General features: G+C 60.8%; 16 protein-coding genes. 13 read left to right on the forward strand and 3 right to left on the reverse strand.

Translation table 11 applies throughout. From position 1 onward, the window contains the following. Window positions 1-29 precede the first annotated feature (29 nt). The 11 genes from M2395_RS23250 (at window position 30) to M2395_RS23300 (ending at window position 14,166) form a co-directional block, all read left to right on the forward strand. Entirely contained in the window at window positions 30-2,867 is a 2,838-nt protein-coding gene (locus M2395_RS23250) for an LPS-assembly protein LptD (RefSeq protein WP_077934874.1), read from the forward strand. Then, entirely contained in the window at window positions 2,848-4,164 is a 1,317-nt protein-coding gene (surA, locus tag M2395_RS23255; protein ID WP_036997049.1) for a peptidylprolyl isomerase SurA, read from the forward strand. Before M2395_RS23250 ends, surA begins: the two co-directional genes overlap by 20 nt. Further along, entirely contained in the window at window positions 4,161-5,150 is a 990-nt protein-coding gene (gene pdxA, locus M2395_RS23260; protein ID WP_015637252.1) for a 4-hydroxythreonine-4-phosphate dehydrogenase PdxA, read from the forward strand. Before surA ends, pdxA begins: the two co-directional genes overlap by 4 nt. Continuing rightward, complete coding sequence (gene rsmA, locus M2395_RS23265) at window positions 5,147-5,959, forward strand: 16S rRNA (adenine(1518)-N(6)/adenine(1519)-N(6))-dimethyltransferase RsmA (protein WP_047289583.1); 813 nt, start codon at window positions 5,147-5,149, stop codon at window positions 5,957-5,959. The genes pdxA and rsmA overlap by 4 nt, the downstream gene beginning before the upstream one ends. Window positions 5,960-6,083: 124 nt before the next feature. Continuing rightward, window positions 6,084-6,464, forward strand: a complete 381-nt coding sequence (apaG, locus tag M2395_RS23270; protein ID WP_011063828.1) for a Co2+/Mg2+ efflux protein ApaG — start codon at window positions 6,084-6,086, stop codon at window positions 6,462-6,464. Beyond that, complete coding sequence (locus tag M2395_RS23275) at window positions 6,464-7,333, forward strand: symmetrical bis(5'-nucleosyl)-tetraphosphatase (RefSeq protein ID WP_015637253.1); 870 nt, start codon at window positions 6,464-6,466, stop codon at window positions 7,331-7,333. The genes apaG and M2395_RS23275 overlap by 1 nt, the downstream gene beginning before the upstream one ends. A 33-nt stretch (window positions 7,334-7,366) precedes the next feature. Further along, window positions 7,367-7,696 carry a thiosulfate sulfurtransferase GlpE gene (gene glpE / locus M2395_RS23280; protein WP_011063830.1) on the forward strand — a complete coding sequence of 110 codons (330 nt, stop codon included), beginning with the start codon at window positions 7,367-7,369 and terminating at the stop codon, window positions 7,694-7,696. 299 nt (window positions 7,697-7,995) lie between these two features. Further along, complete coding sequence (locus tag M2395_RS23285; protein WP_011063831.1) at window positions 7,996-9,918, forward strand: PrkA family serine protein kinase; 1,923 nt, start codon at window positions 7,996-7,998, stop codon at window positions 9,916-9,918. A 118-nt stretch (window positions 9,919-10,036) separates the two neighbouring features. Next, complete coding sequence (locus M2395_RS23290; RefSeq protein ID WP_011063832.1) at window positions 10,037-11,311, forward strand: YeaH/YhbH family protein; 1,275 nt, start codon at window positions 10,037-10,039, stop codon at window positions 11,309-11,311. Further along, window positions 11,308-12,870 (forward strand): SpoVR family protein, encoded by a 1,563-nt coding sequence (locus M2395_RS23295; RefSeq protein ID WP_011063833.1) that lies wholly within the window; start codon window positions 11,308-11,310, stop codon window positions 12,868-12,870. The genes M2395_RS23290 and M2395_RS23295 overlap by 4 nt, the downstream gene beginning before the upstream one ends. Before the next feature lie 66 nt (window positions 12,871-12,936). Further along, complete coding sequence (locus M2395_RS23300) at window positions 12,937-14,166, forward strand: multifunctional CCA addition/repair protein (protein ID WP_077934875.1); 1,230 nt, start codon at window positions 12,937-12,939, stop codon at window positions 14,164-14,166. A gap of 46 nt (window positions 14,167-14,212) precedes the next feature. Here M2395_RS23300 and folK read toward each other — a convergent pair whose 3' ends face one another. Beyond that, complete coding sequence (gene folK, locus M2395_RS23305) at window positions 14,213-14,728, reverse strand: 2-amino-4-hydroxy-6-hydroxymethyldihydropteridine diphosphokinase (protein ID WP_015637255.1); 516 nt, start codon at window positions 14,726-14,728, stop codon at window positions 14,213-14,215. Then, a complete protein-coding gene (gene folB / locus M2395_RS23310) occupies window positions 14,719-15,072 on the reverse strand; it encodes a dihydroneopterin aldolase (RefSeq protein ID WP_011063836.1) in 354 nt (117 codons plus the stop codon). The genes folK and folB overlap by 10 nt, the downstream gene beginning before the upstream one ends. Window positions 15,073-15,146: 74 nt before the next feature. Between folB and plsY the strand changes: the two genes are divergently transcribed. Further along, window positions 15,147-15,716 (forward strand): glycerol-3-phosphate 1-O-acyltransferase PlsY, encoded by a 570-nt coding sequence (gene plsY, locus M2395_RS23315; protein ID WP_011063837.1) that lies wholly within the window; start codon window positions 15,147-15,149, stop codon window positions 15,714-15,716. 45 nt (window positions 15,717-15,761) lie between these two features. Here the strand turns inward: plsY and tsaD are convergent, their stop codons facing one another. Continuing rightward, on the reverse strand, window positions 15,762-16,787 hold the full coding sequence (tsaD, locus tag M2395_RS23320; RefSeq protein WP_011063838.1) for a tRNA (adenosine(37)-N6)-threonylcarbamoyltransferase complex transferase subunit TsaD: 1,026 nt from the start codon (window positions 16,785-16,787) through the stop codon (window positions 15,762-15,764). 200 nt (window positions 16,788-16,987) lie between these two features. Between tsaD and rpsU the strand changes: the two genes are divergently transcribed. Beyond that, window positions 16,988-17,203, forward strand: coding sequence for a 30S ribosomal protein S21 (gene rpsU, locus M2395_RS23325; RefSeq protein ID WP_002551877.1), 216 nt, complete (start codon window positions 16,988-16,990; stop codon window positions 17,201-17,203). Window positions 17,204-17,378: the final 175 nt, after the last annotated feature.

Below are 17,378 nucleotides of genomic sequence, written 5' to 3' on the forward strand. Positions count from 1 at the left end.
ATGGCACGCAGGAAGCCCGGACTAATAAGATGGCATTGAAATCCCCCGCGTTTCGTAAAAAATTTCCGTTGCTGGTTACCGGCAGTTTGCTGGCCCTGCAACCTCTAGCCACTTCCTTCGTGGTCGCCGCGGAACAGTATGACTGCTCAGTCTCTGCTTCGGGTGGCTGGGCCTGTGCGCCGAAAACCAGCGCCGCCCAACTGCCGCCGCGCCCGGTCCACGACGCCAACTCGGTCAGCTCCAGCGTTGCCACGGCAGCCGATGCTACGGGCGAAGAAGCCAGCGGCGACAAGTCGAAGCTGGTGACCGAGGCCAAGGGCCGTGGCCTGAAGTCCCGCAGTGCGGACTACAGCCACCTCGACTGGGTACCGCGTGAGAAGCTCACCGCCGCTCAATTGGCCGAGACCGGTCCTTACTGCTCTGGTTCCTATATCGAACCGATTCGTCCTGGCATGAATGACAAGACGAATAAAAGTGACGCTCCGACCTTTATCGGCGCCAAGGCTTCCCGCTATCAGCAGGAAGAACAAGTGGCGACCCTGGCCGGTGACGTGGTCATGCGCCAGGGCAGCATGCAGGTCGAGGCCGACGAGGCCAGCCTGTATCAGGCCGAGAACCGCGGCGAACTAAGCGGCAACGTGCGCGTACGCGACAATGGCGCGCTGCTGGTGGGCGACCACGCCGACATCCAGCTGGATACCGGTGAAGCCAAGGTCGACAACGCCGAGTACGTACTGCACAAATCCCGCGTCCGCGGTAATGCGCTGTACGCCAAGCGTGCGGAAAACGCCATCATCCGCCTCAAGGATGGTACGTACACCACGTGCGAGCCGAACAGCAACGCCTGGCAGCTCAAGGGCAACAACATCACCTTGAACCCGGCCACCGGCTTCGGTACCGCGACCAACGTGACCCTTCGGGTCAAAGATATTCCGGTGCTCTACACCCCGTATATCTACTTCCCGATCGACGATCGTCGCCAGTCCGGCTTCCTGCCGCCTAGCTTCAGTACCGGCAGCGATACCGGCTTCATGCTGGTGACCCCGTACTACTTCAACCTGGCACCCAACTACGACGCCACGTTGTACCCACGCTACATGGCCAAGCGCGGCCTGTTGATGGAAGGCGAGTTCCGCTACCTGACCAAAAGCAGCGAAGGTCAGTTCGGCGCGGCCTACCTCAACGACGACGACACCGATCGCAAGAAGCAGACCGACTACGAAAAAACCCGCTATATGCTCAACTGGCAGCACAAGGGCGGGCTTGATTCGCGTCTGATGACCGAAGTCGACTACACCAAGATCAGCGATCCGTACTACTTCCAGGATCTGCAGACCGACCAGATCGGCGTGAAGTCCACCGATTACGTCAACCAGCAAGGTGCCGTGACCTACCGTGGCGACAGCTACACCGCACGCCTGAACGTACAGGCGTACGAGCTGGCCAGCGTGTCTAACATCACTCCGTACAACAAGCTGCCGCAAATCACCTTCAACGGCGCGCTGCCGTACCATCCGCAAGGCCTGGATTTCACTTATGAAACCGAGTTGGTGCGCTTCGATCGGGATCTGCTGACAGGCAATTATACGGACAAGGACGGTGGGCCGATCGATCCGGTTACCGGTGCAGTGGGCACGCGACGCCTGGATACCAACGTCGCTGGGCTAGCCCGCGCGAATGGCGATCGTCTGAACCTCAAGCCGGGCGTCAGCCTGCCGCTGAACTGGAGCTACGGCTACCTGACGCCGTCCTTGAAGTACATGTACACCCAATACAACCTTGATCTTGATGGTACTGGCAAAGAAGGCATCGTCGCGGCACGCAACTACGCGACCGCTACAGGCACCCGCTATGTCGGCGGCGACTACAGCCGAAACCAAAACCGCGGCGTCCCGATCGCCAGCCTCGACGGTGGCCTGTACTTCGACCGCAACACCCAATGGTTTGGCAAGAACTATCGTCAAACCCTGGAACCACGCGCGTTCTACCTCTACGTTCCTGAAGAGGATCAGAAAGACATCCCGGTATTCGATACTGGCGAGCCCACGTTCAACTACGCCTCCTTGTTCCGCGACAACCGCTTCTCCGGCTCCGACCGTGTCGGTGACGAGAACAAGCTGTCCCTGGGCGTAACCAGCCGCTGGATCGAAGACAACGGTTTCCAACGCCAGCGCATCAGCGTCGGCCAGGCCCTGTACTTCAAGGATCGCACCGTCCAGTTGCCGGGTATCGACTACCGCACTCGCGACGATGCCAAGTCCAACGTCTCGCCCTACGCCCTTGAGTACGAATACCGCTACAACCGCGACTGGCGTGCAACTGCCGACTACAACTGGGACCCGGACAGCCACAGCCCGCGTTCCGGCAGTGCGATGTTCCACTATCAGCCTGAAGACAACCCGAACAAGGTGGTCAACGCCGGCTATCGCTATCGCAACGACCAGATTCGCTACGACCAGAACAGCGGTACCTGGAAAATGGGTGGCGACTACGGCACTCCAGGCCAGCCTGGCTACGTGAAGGACTACTACAAGATCCAGCAGCATGACTTCTCGGTGATCTGGCCGATCGTGCCGCAATGGAACGCCATCAGCCGTTGGCAGTACGACTACAACCGTAACCGCACGCTCGAGGCCTTCGGTGGTTTCGAATACGACAACTGCTGCTGGAAACTGCGCCTGATCAGCCGTTACTGGGTCAAGTATGACGAGTTCAGTCAGAACGCTCCGGAGAACGAAAAAGGCGACCGCGGCATCTTCCTCCAAATTGTTCTGAAGGGTCTCGGTGGCGTCATGGGCACCAAAGTAGAGAGCTTCCTCGACAAAGGCATCCAAGGTTATCGTGAACGTGAAGACCAAGCTTTCTGATTGTCTGCGCCCGCTGATGCTGGGCGCGCTGTTCCTGAGTACTGCGGCCAGCGCCGCAGTACAGTCCATCGACAAGGTCGTGGCCATCGTCGACAACGACGTAGTCATGCAGAGCCAGTTGGACCAACGGGTTCACGAAGTCCAGCAAACCATCGCCAAGCGTGGCGGTGGTGTACCGCCTACCAGCGTCCTGGAGCAACAGGTTCTGGAACGCCTGATCGTTGAAAACCTGCAACTGCAGATTGGCGAACGCTCCGGCATCCGCATCACCGATGAAGAACTGAACCAGGCGATCGGCACCATTGCCCAGCGCAACAGCATGAGCATCGAGCAATTCCGTGCCGCCCTGGCCCACGATGGTCTCTCTTATGAGGACGCCCGTGACCAGGTTCGCCGCGAGATGATCATCAGCCGCGTGCGCCAGCGCCGTGTGGCCGAACGCATCCAGGTATCGGAACAGGAAGTGAAGAACTTCCTGGCCTCGGACCTGGGCAAGATGCAGCTCTCCGAAGAACTGCACCTGGCCAACATCCTGATCCCGACCCCGGAAAGCGCCAACTCCGAAGCCATTCAGAGTGCTGCCCGCCAGGCCATGGAGGTGTACCAGCAGCTCAAGCAGGGTGCAGACTTCGCCCAGCTGGCAATCGCCCGCTCCGGCAGCGACAACGCTCTGGAAGGCGGCGACATGGGCTGGCGCAAAGCGGCTCAACTGCCCCCTCCATTCGATCGCGAACTGAGCGCCATGGCCGTGGGCGACATTACCCAACCGGCCCGTACCCCTGGCGGCTTCATCATCCTCAAGCTGCTGGACAAGCGTGGCGGTGGCAATCAGGTGCGTGACGAAGTGCACGTGCGTCACATCCTGATCAAGCCAAGCGAAATTCGCAGCGAAGAAGAGACCAAGCGCCTGGCGCAGAAACTCTACGATCGCATTGAGGCCGGCGAAGACTTCGCCGAACTGGCGAAAAGCTACTCGGAAGACCCAGGCTCCGCCCTCAACGGCGGCGACCTCAACTGGATCGACCCGAACGCCCTGGTGCCGGAATTCCGCGAAGTGATGGCCAAGACCCCACAAGGTCAACTGTCCAAGCCCTTCAAGAGCCCTTACGGCTGGCACGTACTGGAAGTCCTTGGCCGTCGCGCCACCGACAGCACCAGCCAGGCCCGCGAACAGCAAGCCATGACCGTCCTGCGTAACCGCAAGTACGACGAAGAGCTGCAGACCTGGTTGCGGCAGATCCGTGACGAGGCCTACGTCGAAATCAAGCTGCCCGGCGCTGAACAGGCCGCACAGTGAAACCCAGACGTTTCGCTCTGACACCCGGCGAACCGGCGGGTATAGGTCCTGACCTGTGCCTGCTGCTCGCTTCGCAACCCCAGCCTCACCCCCTGATTGCCATTACCAGCCGCGACCTGCTCCTAGAGCGGGCCGCGCAGCTGGGCGTGGCCGTCGATCTGCTGCCGGTAACCCTGGAGCAACTGCCGACTGAACCCGCCCCGGCGAACAGCCTGTATGTCTGGGACACGCCCCTGGCCAAACCTGTGATCAGCGGCCAGCTGGACCAGGCCAATGCGGCTTTTGTCCTGCAAACCCTGACCCGCGCCGGCCAGGGCTGCCTGGACGGGCACTTTGCCGGCATGATCACCGCCCCCGTGCACAAAGGCGTGATCAACGACTCCGGGATCGCCTTTTCCGGCCATACCGAATTCCTCGCCGACCTGACCCACACCGAGCAAGTGGTGATGATGCTGGCCACCCACGGCCTGCGCGTGGCGCTGGTAACCACCCACCTGCCCTTGCGGGAAATCGCCGACGCCATCACTGTCGAGCGCCTGGAGCGGGTCACGCGGATCCTGCATGCCGACCTGCAGCACAAGTTCGGCATCGCCCGGCCACGCATCCTGGTCTGCGGGCTCAACCCCCACGCCGGTGAAGGCGGTCACCTGGGCCGCGAAGAAATCGACATCATCGAACCTACCCTAGAGCGCCTGCGTACCGAAGGCATGGACCTGCGCGGTCCGTTGCCTGCCGACACTCTGTTTACCCCCAAATATCTGGAGCACTGCGACGCAGTGCTGGCGATGTACCACGACCAAGGCTTGCCTGTGCTGAAATACAAAGGCTTCGGCGCGGCCGTCAACGTGACGCTCGGCTTGCCGATCATCCGCACCTCCGTCGACCACGGCACCGCCCTGGACCTGGCCGGCAGCGGCAAGATCGACACCGGCAGCCTGCAGGTCGCCCTGGAAACCGCCTACCAGATGGCCGAGAACCGTATATGACCGAGCAATACCAACACCGGGCGCGCAAGCGCTTCGGCCAGAACTTCCTGCATGACGCTGGCGTCATCGACCGCATCCTGCGGTCCATCCACGCCAAGCCCGAGGACCGCATGCTGGAAATCGGCCCGGGCCAGGGCGCCCTGACCGAGGGCCTGCTGGGCAGCGGCGCCCAGCTGGACGTGGTGGAACTGGACAAGGACCTGATCCCGATCCTCAACCAGCAATTCGCCGGCAAGAGCAACTTCAACCTGCACCAGGGCGACGCCCTGAAGTTCGACTTCAACACCCTGGGCGCAGCGCCAGGCAGCCTGCGGGTGGTCGGCAACCTGCCCTACAACATCTCTACTCCGCTGATCTTCCACCTGCTGCAGAACGCCGGCCTGATCCGCGACATGCACTTCATGCTGCAAAAGGAAGTGGTCGAACGCCTGGCTGCCGGCCCTGGCGGTGGTGACTGGGGCCGTCTTTCGATCATGGTCCAGTATCACTGCCGTGTGGAGCACCTGTTCAACGTCGGCCCGGGCGCCTTCAATCCGCCGCCAAAAGTCGACTCGGCGATCGTGCGCCTGGTGCCCCACGCCGTACTGCCCCACCCGGCCAAGGATCATCGCCTGCTCGAGCGCATCGTCCGCGAAGCCTTCAACCAGCGCCGCAAGACCCTGCGCAACACCCTCAAGGCACTGCTCAGCAGCGCCGAGATCGAGGCGGCCGGCGTCGACGGCAGCCTGCGTCCCGAGCAACTGGACCTGGCCGCCTTCGTGCGCCTGGCCGATCAGCTGGCAGACCAGCCCAAGCCCGCCGCCGACTGAAACGCCCTCGGCTGATATCGGGTAGGACGCCAGACGGGATGTCTGGTCTACTACCCGATACTTGACCTAGACTGACCTCCATCAGTCCCGTCCCGCGTCCCGCTTTGCTTTAAAGGCCTCTTGCATGTCCGATCCTCGTTACCAGGTCGACGTCAGCGTCGTCACTCGCTTTCTGGCAGACCAATCGCAACCCGAGCAGAACCGCTTCGCTTTCGCCTACACCATCACCGTGCAGAACAATGGCTCGCTTCCAGCCAAGCTGCTGTCCCGGCACTGGGTGATCACCGATGGCGACGGGCATGTCGAAGAGGTCCGTGGTGCCGGCGTGGTGGGCCAGCAACCGCTGATCGCCGCAGGCAAAAGCCACACCTACAGCAGCGGCACGGTAATGACCACCCGGGTTGGCAACATGCAGGGCAGCTATCAGATGCTCGCCGAGGATGGCAAACAGTTCGACGCCGTCATTGCGCCCTTCCGCCTGGCCGTGCCCGGAGCCTTGCACTGATGGCGACCTACGCCGTCGGCGACCTGCAAGGCTGCCTGGAACCTCTGCAATGCCTGCTTGAACAAGTAGCCTTCGATCCCGCCCGGGATCGCCTGTGGCTGGTGGGCGACCTGGTCAACCGTGGCCCGCAGTCGCTGGAAACCCTGCGCTACCTGTATTCGATCCGCGACTCGCTGGTCTGCGTGCTGGGCAATCACGACCTGCACCTGCTGGCCGTCTGGCGCAACGTCGAGCGCCTGAAGAAATCCGACACTCTGCGCGAGATCCTGGAGGCTCCCGATTGCGAGGAGCTCTTGCAGTGGCTGCGCCAGCAGAAGCTGATGCATTACGACGAAGCCCGCAACATCGCCATGGTGCACGCCGGCATAGCCCCCCAGTGGTCGCTGAAGAAAGCCCAGAAATGTGCCGCCGAGGTCGAAGAAGCGTTGCGCGACGACAACCTCTTCGACCCCTTCCTGGACGGTATGTATGGCAATGATCCAGCGAAATGGGACAGTGATCTCAAAGGCGTGACTCGCCTGCGGGTCATCACCAACTACTTCACCCGCATGCGCTTCTGTACCAGCGACGGCAAGCTGGACCTCAAGAGCAAGGAGGGCCTGGACACCGCGCCACCGGGCTACGCCCCCTGGTTCAGCCACAAGGAGCGCAAGACCCGGGACCTGAAGATCATCTTCGGCCACTGGGCAGCCCTGGAAGGCCATTGCAACGAGCCCGGCATCTTCGCCCTGGACAGCGGCTGCGTCTGGGGCGGGGCCATGACCCTGCTGAATGTCGATAGCGGCGTACGCCTGACCTGCGACTGCGATGCCCAAGGCCGCACCGCCGCTCTTTCCCCCGAACCCCTGCCGGCACCGGCAAAGCGCTAGCCGGCGCTGATTATCAAGCTCCAGGAGCCCGCCATGAGCGAATTCAAACGCATCCCCCCAGAACAGGCCCAGGCACTGCGCGAGCAAGGTGCCGTGGTGGTGGACATCCGCGATCCGCAAACCTACGCACTGAACCACATCAGTGGCTCGCAACACCTGGACAATCACTCCATTTCCGACTTCATCCGCGCGGCTGACCTCGACGCTCCGCTAGTGGTGGTTTGCTACCACGGAAACTCGAGCCAGAGCGCGGCAGCCTACCTGGTCAGCCAGGGCTTTTCCGACGTCTACAGCCTGGATGGCGGCTTCGAACTGTGGCGCAGCACTTATCCAGCGGAAACCGCTCAGGGCAACCCTGAATAATTTTTTTCCGACGCTCTAGCCCGCGTACGACGCGGGCTGACGCAGCACCAGACGAACGGTAGCGGGCAACTAATTCCCCATCTCGCCTTGACCTCCCGGATTCCGAACTATCCTTAGCCTCAGGCCATCCAAATCAGGGGAGAGCCGGTACACCGGCGAGCGGGTCATCGGTACTAGCTTTCAAGGTCGATAGCTTTGAAAGTGTTCTGGGGGGTAAACAGCAGCTGGAAACTCAGCTGCATGCCAGCACTTGACTGACTGATCCGACGCCGGCTCCACGTATCGAGCGAGGTGACGTCATGAGTATTTTTAGCCACTTCCAACAACGCTTCGAATCCACACGCCAGGAAGAGTTTTCGCTGCAGGAATACCTGGAGCTGTGCAAGAAGGATCGAAGCGCCTACGCCTCGGCCGCCGAGCGCCTGCTGCTGGCCATCGGCGAGCCCGAATTGCTGGATACCTCGACCAATTCGAGGCTGTCGCGAATCTTCTCCAACAAAGTGATTCGCCGCTATCCGGCGTTCGAAGACTTCCATGGCATGGAAGAATGCATCGATCAGATCGTCTCCTACTTCCGTCATGCCGCTCAGGGCCTGGAAGAAAAGAAACAGATCCTCTATCTGCTGGGGCCGGTGGGCGGTGGTAAATCCTCCCTCGCCGAGAAACTCAAGCAACTGATCGAGAAAGTGCCCTTCTACGCCATCAAGGGCTCTCCGGTCTTCGAATCACCGCTGGGCCTGTTCAACGCCACGGAAGATGGCGCGATTCTCGAAGAAGACTTCGGCATTCCACGGCGTTACCTCAACACCATCATGTCGCCCTGGGCCACCAAGCGCCTGTCGGAGTTCGGCGGCGACATCAGCCAGTTCCGGGTGGTGAAACTCTATCCGTCGATCCTCAACCAGATTGCCGTGGCCAAGACCGAGCCTGGGGATGAGAACAACCAGGACATCTCGGCCCTCGTGGGCAAGGTGGATATCCGCAAGCTGGAAGAATTCCCACAGAACGACGCCGACGCCTACAGCTACTCCGGGGCGCTGTGCCGGGCCAACCAGGGCCTGATGGAATTCGTCGAAATGTTCAAGGCACCGATCAAGGTGCTGCACCCATTGCTGACCGCGACGCAGGAAGGCAACTACAACAGCACCGAGGGCCTGGGGGCGATTCCGTTTACCGGCATTCTGCTGGCCCACTCCAACGAGTCGGAATGGCACACCTTCCGCAACAACAAGAACAACGAAGCCTTCATCGACCGGATCTATATCGTCAAGGTGCCGTACTGCCTGCGGGTCACCGATGAGGTGAAGATCTACGACAAGCTGCTGTTCAACAGCTCCCTGGCCAAGGCCCACTGCGCCCCCGACACCCTGAAGATGCTGGCGCAGTTCACCGTGCTTTCGCGCCTCAAGGAGCCGGAGAACTCCAACATCTACTCGAAGATGCGGGTGTATGACGGCGAAAACCTCAAGGACACCGATCCCAAGGCCAAGTCGATCCAGGAATACCGTGACAGCGCTGGCGTCGATGAGGGGATGAACGGGTTGTCGACTCGCTTTGCCTTCAAGATCCTGTCGAAGGTCTTCAACTTCGACCCTCACGAAGTGGCGGCGAACCCGGTGCACCTGCTGTACGTGCTGGAACAGCAGATCGAGCAAGAGCAGTTCCAGGCAGAAACCCGCGAGCGCTACCTGCGCTTCCTCAAGGAATACCTGGCACCGCGCTACATCGAATTCATCGGCAAGGAGATCCAGACCGCCTACCTCGAGTCCTACAGCGAGTACGGCCAGAACATCTTCGACCGCTACGTGCTCTATGCGGACTTCTGGATCCAGGATCAGGAATACCGCGATCCGGAGACCGGCGAAATCCTCAATCGCGTGGCCCTCAACGAGGAACTGGAAAAGATCGAAAAACCGGCCGGGATCAGCAACCCGAAAGATTTCCGCAACGAAATCGTCAATTTCGTCCTGCGCGCCCGGGCCAACAACAACGGCAAGAACCCCACCTGGCTCAGCTACGAGAAGCTGCGGGTGGTCATCGAGAAGAAAATGTTCTCCAACACCGAGGACCTGTTGCCGGTCATCAGCTTCAACGCCAAGGCGAGCAAGGAGGATCAGCAGAAGCACAACGATTTCGTCACACGAATGGTCGAGCGCGGCTACACCGACAAACAGGTACGGCTGCTATCCGAATGGTATCTGCGGGTCAGAAAGTCGCAGTAAAGCAGCTGCAAGCTTCTAGCCCCAAGCTGCGGGCACCTTGCCGTAGAGCCCTTGCGGGCTCTGCTGCAACGCTGCCTACCGCTTGAAGCTTATGTCTTGAAGCTCCCCGGAGGGGCCCATGAGCTATGTGATCGACCGACGTCTCAATGGCAAGAACAAGAGCACGGTAAACCGCCAGCGGTTTCTGCGGCGCTACCGTGACCACATTAAAAAGGCCGTCGAAGAGGCGGTTAGCCGGCGCTCCATCACCGATATGGAGCATGGCGAGCAAATCAGCATTCCCGGGCGGGATATCGACGAGCCGGTGCTGCACCACGGCCGTGGCGGCAAGCAGACCGTGGTTCACCCAGGCAACAAGGAATTCACTGCCGGCGAGCACATTGCCAGGCCTCAAGGCGGCGGTGGGGGCGGTGGCGGCCGGGGCAAGGCCGGCAACTCCGGCGAAGGCATGGACGAGTTCGTGTTCCAGATCACCCAGGAGGAATTCCTCGAATTCATGTTCGAGGACCTGGAACTGCCCAACCTGGTGAAACGCAACCTGACCGGAACCGACACCTTCAAGACCGTACGAGCCGGGATCAGCAACGAAGGCAACCCGGCCCGGATCAATATCATCCGTACCTTGCGGTCGGCCCACGCGCGGCGCATTGCCTTGTCCGGCAGCAGCCGGGCCAAGCTGCGGGAAGCCAAGGAAGAACTGGCGCGCCTGAAGCGGGAAGAACCGGACAATTTCGGCGATATCCAGGAGCTTGAGGCGGAAATCGAGCGCCTGAGTGCCCGGATTCACCGCGTGCCCTTCCTCGACACCTTCGACCTCAAGTACAACCTGCTGGTGAAACAGCCCAACCCCAGCTCCAAGGCGGTGATGTTCTGCCTGATGGACGTTTCCGGCTCCATGACCCAGGCCACCAAAGACATCGCCAAGCGTTTCTTCATCCTTCTGTACCTGTTCCTCAAGCGCAACTACGACAAGATCGACGTCGTGTTCATCCGCCACCACACCAGTGCCCGGGAAGTGGACGAAGAGGAGTTCTTCTATTCACGGGAAACCGGCGGCACCATCGTCTCCAGCGCCCTGAAGCTGATGCAGGAGATCATGGCCGAACGCTACCCGAGCAACGAGTGGAACATCTACGCTGCCCAGGCCTCCGATGGCGACAACTGGAACGACGACTCGCCGATCTGCCGCGACATCCTGATCAACCAGATCATGCCGTTCGTGCAGTACTACACCTACGTGGAAATCACCCCGCGCGAGCACCAGGCCCTGTGGTTCGAGTACGAACGCATCGCCGAGGCCTTTTCCGATACATTCGCCCAGCAGCAACTGGTTTCGGCCGGAGACATCTATCCGGTCTTCCGTGAACTCTTCCAGCGCAGGTTAGTGACATGACCGCCAGAGAGCAGAAGCGCCAACCCATCTCCACCGGCTCGGAATGGACCTTCGAGCTGATCCAGGCCTACGACCGTGAAATCAGCCGTATCGCGGCCCGCTATGCCCTGGACACCTATCCCAACCAGATCGAAGTGATCACCGCCGAGCAGATGATGGACGCCTATGCCTCGGTGGGCATGCCCCTGGGCTATCACCACTGGTCCTACGGCAAGCACTTCCTCAGCACCGAAAAATCCTACAGCCGGGGCCAGATGGGCCTGGCCTACGAAATCGTCATCAACTCCGACCCTTGCATTGCCTATCTGATGGAAGAGAACACCATCTGCATGCAGGCGCTGGTGGTGGCTCACGCCTGCTATGGCCACAACAGCTTCTTCAAGGGCAATTACCTGTTCCGCACCTGGACCGATGCCAGCTCGATCATCGACTACCTGGTGTTCGCCAAGCAGTACATCATGCAATGCGAGGAGCGCCATGGCATCGATGCCGTGGAAGATCTGCTGGACTCCTGCCATGCCTTGATGAACTACGGTGTCGACCGCTACAAGCGGCCCTACCCGATTTCCGCCGAAGAAGAACGGCGCCGGCAGAAAGACCGGGAGGAACACCTGCAGAAACAGATCAACGACCTGTGGCGCACCATTCCCAAGGGCGCGGACAAGTACAGCGACAAGGACAATGCGCGCTTCCCCGCCGAACCTCAGGAAAACATCCTCTATTTCATCGAAAAACACGCGCCACTGCTGGAGCCCTGGCAACGCGAGATCGTGCGCATCGTGCGCAAGATCGCCCAGTACTTCTACCCGCAACGCCAGACCCAGGTGATGAACGAAGGCTGGGCTACCTTCTGGCACTACACCTTGATGAACGATCTGTACGACGAAGGCCTGGTCACCGATGGCTTCATGATGGAATTCCTCACCTCCCATACCAGCGTGGTATTCCAGCCAGGCTTCGACAGCCCCTACTACAACGGCATCAACCCCTATGCCTTGGGCTTTGCCATGTACCGCGATATCCGACGCATCTGCGAGGAGCCCACGGAAGAGGACCGGCGCTGGTTCCCGGAACTGGCCGGCACCGACTGGCTGTCGAGCATCAAGTTCGCCATGAGCAGCTTCAAGGACGAGAGCTTCATCCTGCAGTACCTGTCGCCCAAGGTCATCCGCGATCTCAAGCTGTTCAGCATCATGGACGACGACCAGAAGGACGACCTGCTGGTACCGGCAATCCATGATGAAAGCGGCTATCGGATCATCCGTGAAACCCTGGCCGCGCAATACAACCTGGGCAACCGCGAACCCAACGTGCAGATCTGGAGCATCGACCGCCGGGGCGACCGCTCCTTGACCCTGCGTCATCAGCAACACGACCGTAAACCCCTGGGGGATTCCACCGACGAAGTGCTCAAGCACCTGCACCGCCTCTGGGGCTTCGACATTCACCTGGAAACCCTGCAGGGCGACCAGGTGATGAAAACCCACCACGTACCGCCAAAGAGCGATCACAACGAAAACGACTACGGTCGCCTGGACCTGGCGGTTATCCACCTTTAAGCCCGATAACAAGCCTCCGGATGCGCGATACAAGGGTTATCCTGTCGCGCTAACGGAGGTTTTTTTATGCGGATTTACAAAGTCGGCGGCGCCGTGCGCGATCGCCTGCTCGGCAGGCCGGTTACCGATATCGACTGGGTGGTAGTGGGTGCCAGCGCAGAGGAGATGCTCGCCAAGGGCTTTCGCCCCGTGGGCGCGGACTTCCCGGTGTTCCTGCACCCCAAGAGCGGCGAGGAGTATGCCCTGGCCCGCACCGAGCGCAAGAGTGGGCGGGGTTATGGCGGTTTCACCTTCCATGCCAGCCCGGAAGTCACTCTGGAAGAGGACCTGATCCGTCGCGACCTGACCATCAACGCCATGGCCGAAGATGAACAGGGCCGCCTCACCGATCCCTACAACGGTCAGAAGGACCTTGAAGAGCGGCTATTGCGCCACGTTTCCCCGGCATTCGCCGAAGATCCCCTGCGAGTACTGCGGGTCGCCCGCTTCGCCGCCCGCTACGCCGGTCTGGGTTTTCGCGTGGCGCCAGAGACACTCGAGCTGATGCGCGAACTTAGTGAATCCGGTGAGCTTCAGGCCCTGACGGCCGAACGCAGCTGGAAAGAGATATCTCGCGCCCTGATGGAGGATCAGCCCCAGGTCTTTATCCAAGTATTGCGCGACTGCGGCGCGCTGGCGGTGCTGATGCCCGAAATCGACGCACTGTTCGGCGTACCTCAACCCGCGGTCCACCACCCGGAGATAGACACCGGCGCGCACACCCTCAGCGTTCTGCTGCAAGCCGCGTTGCATCAGCAACCCCTCAGCGTGCGCTGGGCCTGCCTGCTCCACGACCTGGGCAAAGGCCTGACACCCGAGGAGGAGTGGCCACGGCACATTGGCCATGAGCGCACAGGCCTGGAACTGATCAAGGCGGTCAATGAACGCTTCAAGGCGCCCCGGGAATGCCAGGAGCTGGCACTGCTGGTGGGCCAGTACCATACCCACGGCCACAAGGCGCTGGAACTCAAGGGCTCGACACTCCTGGAACTATTGCAAAGTTTCGACGTGTTCCGACGCCCACAGCGTTTCGAAGAGTTCATAGCGGCATGCGAAATGGATGCTCGCGGCCGTCTTGGGCTGGAGTCGCGGCCTTATCCGCAGGCCGATTACCTGCGAGGAGCCGCCGAGGCGGCGCGCAAGGTGGCGGTTCAACCCTTGCTGGAACAGGGGTTCAAGGGGCCGCAACTGGGCGAGGCACTAAGGCTGGAACGACTGAAGGCCATCAAGGCCTACAAGGAACAGCACGCGCCTTGAGTGAGTCGCGGACCGCCCCGACTGGTCCGCGATTAGCCGAGGGTAGCTATAAGTCTGGAGGGGTCAGTTGCATGCCCCGCCATTCGAAGGCGACCGGGGCCAGCACCTGATCGATCTGCGCCTCGGCCCAGAGCGCCCCGAGGCTCTTGCCCGCCAGCGGATGCACCCGCTCGGGCGCCATCAGCGACAGCGGCCAGAGCACGAAGGCGTTCTTCAGAATCTCTGCCCGGGGCAGGATCAGGCCATCGAAATTGCCGGTCAGTTCACCGTAGAGCAATACATCGATATCCAGCGGCAGGCCTTTACGATCAGGGGCATAACGGCCGTTATCGGCCTCGATGAACTTCAGGCGCCGGTCCAGCTCGATCAGAGGCAAGTCGGTAAAAGCCGTCACCACCAGGTTGAAGAACGGGCCGCTCTTGATTCCCACCGGCTGGCTTTCGAACACCGGCGAGCAACGCATATCCACCAGAAAACCGGCCAGGGCATCGAGCCCGGCCCGCAGATGAACTTCACGCTCGATATTGCTACCGAGCCCCAGATACACCTGAGTCAGCGACATCCGCGCTCGATCTCCACACCCACACCCGAGGCAGCCGGGACGGCGCCAGGCTTGGTCAGTTTCAAGCGCAACCAAGGGATGTGAAATTCATTCATCAGAACCTCGGCAAGGCGCTCGGCAAAGGTTTCCACCAACTGGTACTGGGCATGCTCGGCAAACGCCTGGATCCGGGTGGAGACACTGGCATAGTCCAATGCCAGCGTCAGATCATCTCCAGCAGCTGCCGGGCGATTGTCCCAGGCAAAGCTCAGATCAAGACGCAGGCACTGTCGGATGCCGCGCTCCCAGTCGTAGGCACCAATCACGGTGTCCACTTCCAGCCCTTCGATAAACACTCTGTCCAAGCACTCTTCTCCGCAGCACGACAAGGGCGCAATGCGCCGTTAGAATCAGGGCTTCCTCGCCCGGAATAGTTAGCATGTTTTGGTTACTGGCGATTTTCGCCTACCTGCTCGGCTCTCTGTCCTTCGCCATTTTGCTCAGCCGCCTTACGGGTAATCCCGACCCGCGAATGAGTGGCTCGGGTAATGCCGGCGCCACCAACATGCTGCGCCTGGCCGGCAAGAAACTCGCAGTCCTGACCCTGCTGGGAGACCTGTGCAAAGGCCTGGCACCTGTGCTGATCGCCCACCTCGCGGGCTTGTCCCTGCAACAACAGGCCTGGGTGGGGCTCTATGCCGTCCTCGGCCATCTGTTTCCACTGTACTTCCGCTTCCGCGGCGGTAAGGGTGTCGCCACCGCCGCCGGCATGCTGCTGGGGCTCTACCCCCCGGCCGCGCTGCTGGCCATCGCCGCCTGGGCGCTAACCTTCTATCTCACTCGTACCAGTTCACTGGCCGCACTGATCGCCACCCCCCTGACCTTGCCACTGCTGGCCTGGCAGGAACCGGAGGCGCTATTGCCGATGAGCGTGCTGACACTGCTGATCGTCTGGCGCCACCGCGGCAATTTACGCGACCTGTTTGCCGGGCGCGAACGGCATTTTTGAATCCCTCAGATGAAAAGGTCTCAGCCCGAGCCTCCCCGCATGAAATCAGAGAGCTGACAACTGCTCCATCGGCCAACGCGCCTGTACGCTGATCGCCAGGCTTTCCTGCTGCCCGGCCTGCAAACGCTGGCAACCGGCAAAGGCGATCATCGCTCCGTTGTCGGTGCAGAACTCGGGACGGGCATAGAACACATTGCCCTTCATTTCAGCCAGCATCTTTTCCAGCGAAGCGCGCAATGCCTTGTTGGCACTTACACCTCCCGCAATAACCAGACGTTTGAGACCGGTCTGCTTCAAGGCACGCTTGCATTTGATGGTCAGAGTCTCCACCACCGCCTGCTGGAACGCGAGGGAGATGTCGCAACGGGTTTGCTCGCCGTCGTCTCCAGCGCTGACGCACTGCTGCCAGGTGTTCAAGGCGAAGGTTTTCAAGCCGCTGAAGCTGAAATCCAGCCCCGGGCGATCGGTCATCGGCCGCGGAAAGACAAAGCGCCCTGCTACGCCCTGAGTCGCCAGGCGCGCAATCTCGGGGCCGCCCGGATAATTCAGGCCGATCATCTTCGCCGTCTTGTCGAATGCCTCGCCTGCGGCGTCATCCAGGGTCTCGCCCAATAACTCGTATTGGCCGATACCATCGACCCGAACCAACTGGGTATGACCACCGGACACCAACAAAGCGACGAACGGGAATTGCGGAGGTTGCTCCTCCAGCATCGGCGCCAGCAGGTGGCCCTCCATATGGTGCACGCCCAGGGCTGGAATGCCCCAGGCAAAGGCCAGCGCCTGGGCGCAGGAAGCCCCCACCAGCAAGGCACCGACAAGGCCGGGGCCAGCGGTGTAGGCAATCGCGTCGATCTCGGTAGGCACGCAGTCGGCCTCGGCCAGCACCTGGCGGATCAAGGGCAGCATGCGCTTGACGTGATCCCGGGAGGCCAGCTCCGGCACCACGCCACCGTAGGCGCGATGCAGGTCGATCTGGCTGAACAGCGCGTCGGCCAGCAGGCCCCGCTCACTGTCGTATAACGCGACGCCGGTTTCGTCGCAGGACGTTTCTAATCCCAGTACTAGCATGGGTTTGCGCCTTGTAGAGGCTGAATTCGAAGGCGCGCATAATAGTCGCCACTCCCGCGCCCGACCAGCGGTTTTCGATCAGAGGCTTTGCATTCCGAGCGTTGAGGGGTTAACATCCGCAACCCTTAAAAACCGACGACCTCAGCCGCGATTTTTGCGACGAGAACGTTGACCCCGGTAATGAATGAAGGTAGCTCTGGATGCCAGCCGTCAAAGTTAAAGAGAACGAACCCTTCGACGTAGCTCTGCGTCGTTTCAAGCGCTCCTGCGAAAAAGCCGGTGTTCTGGCTGAAGTTCGTAGCCGCGAATTTTACGAGAAGCCGACTTCTGAGCGTAAGCGCAAAGCAGCTGCTGCTGTTAAGCGTCACGCCAAGAAAGTTCAGCGCGAACAGCGCCGCGCCGTACGTCTGTACTAATACACAGACGTTCGTTGCAAGCTTCTGCCAAGCCCGGCCCTCAGCCGGGCTAATGGCATTTGCGGAATACGCTTGATGCTTCACCGTCGAAGCCGCCCATGCGACCCAGACGATTCTGCTTCACCACGTCAGACCTGGCTTCTTGCCAGCGGTGCACGTCTTTTCTGACGAGCCT

It is taken from the genome of Pseudomonas sp. BIGb0176, assembly GCF_024810175.1.
In the GTDB taxonomy this organism is placed as follows: Bacteria; Pseudomonadota; Gammaproteobacteria; order Pseudomonadales; family Pseudomonadaceae; genus Aquipseudomonas; species Aquipseudomonas protegens.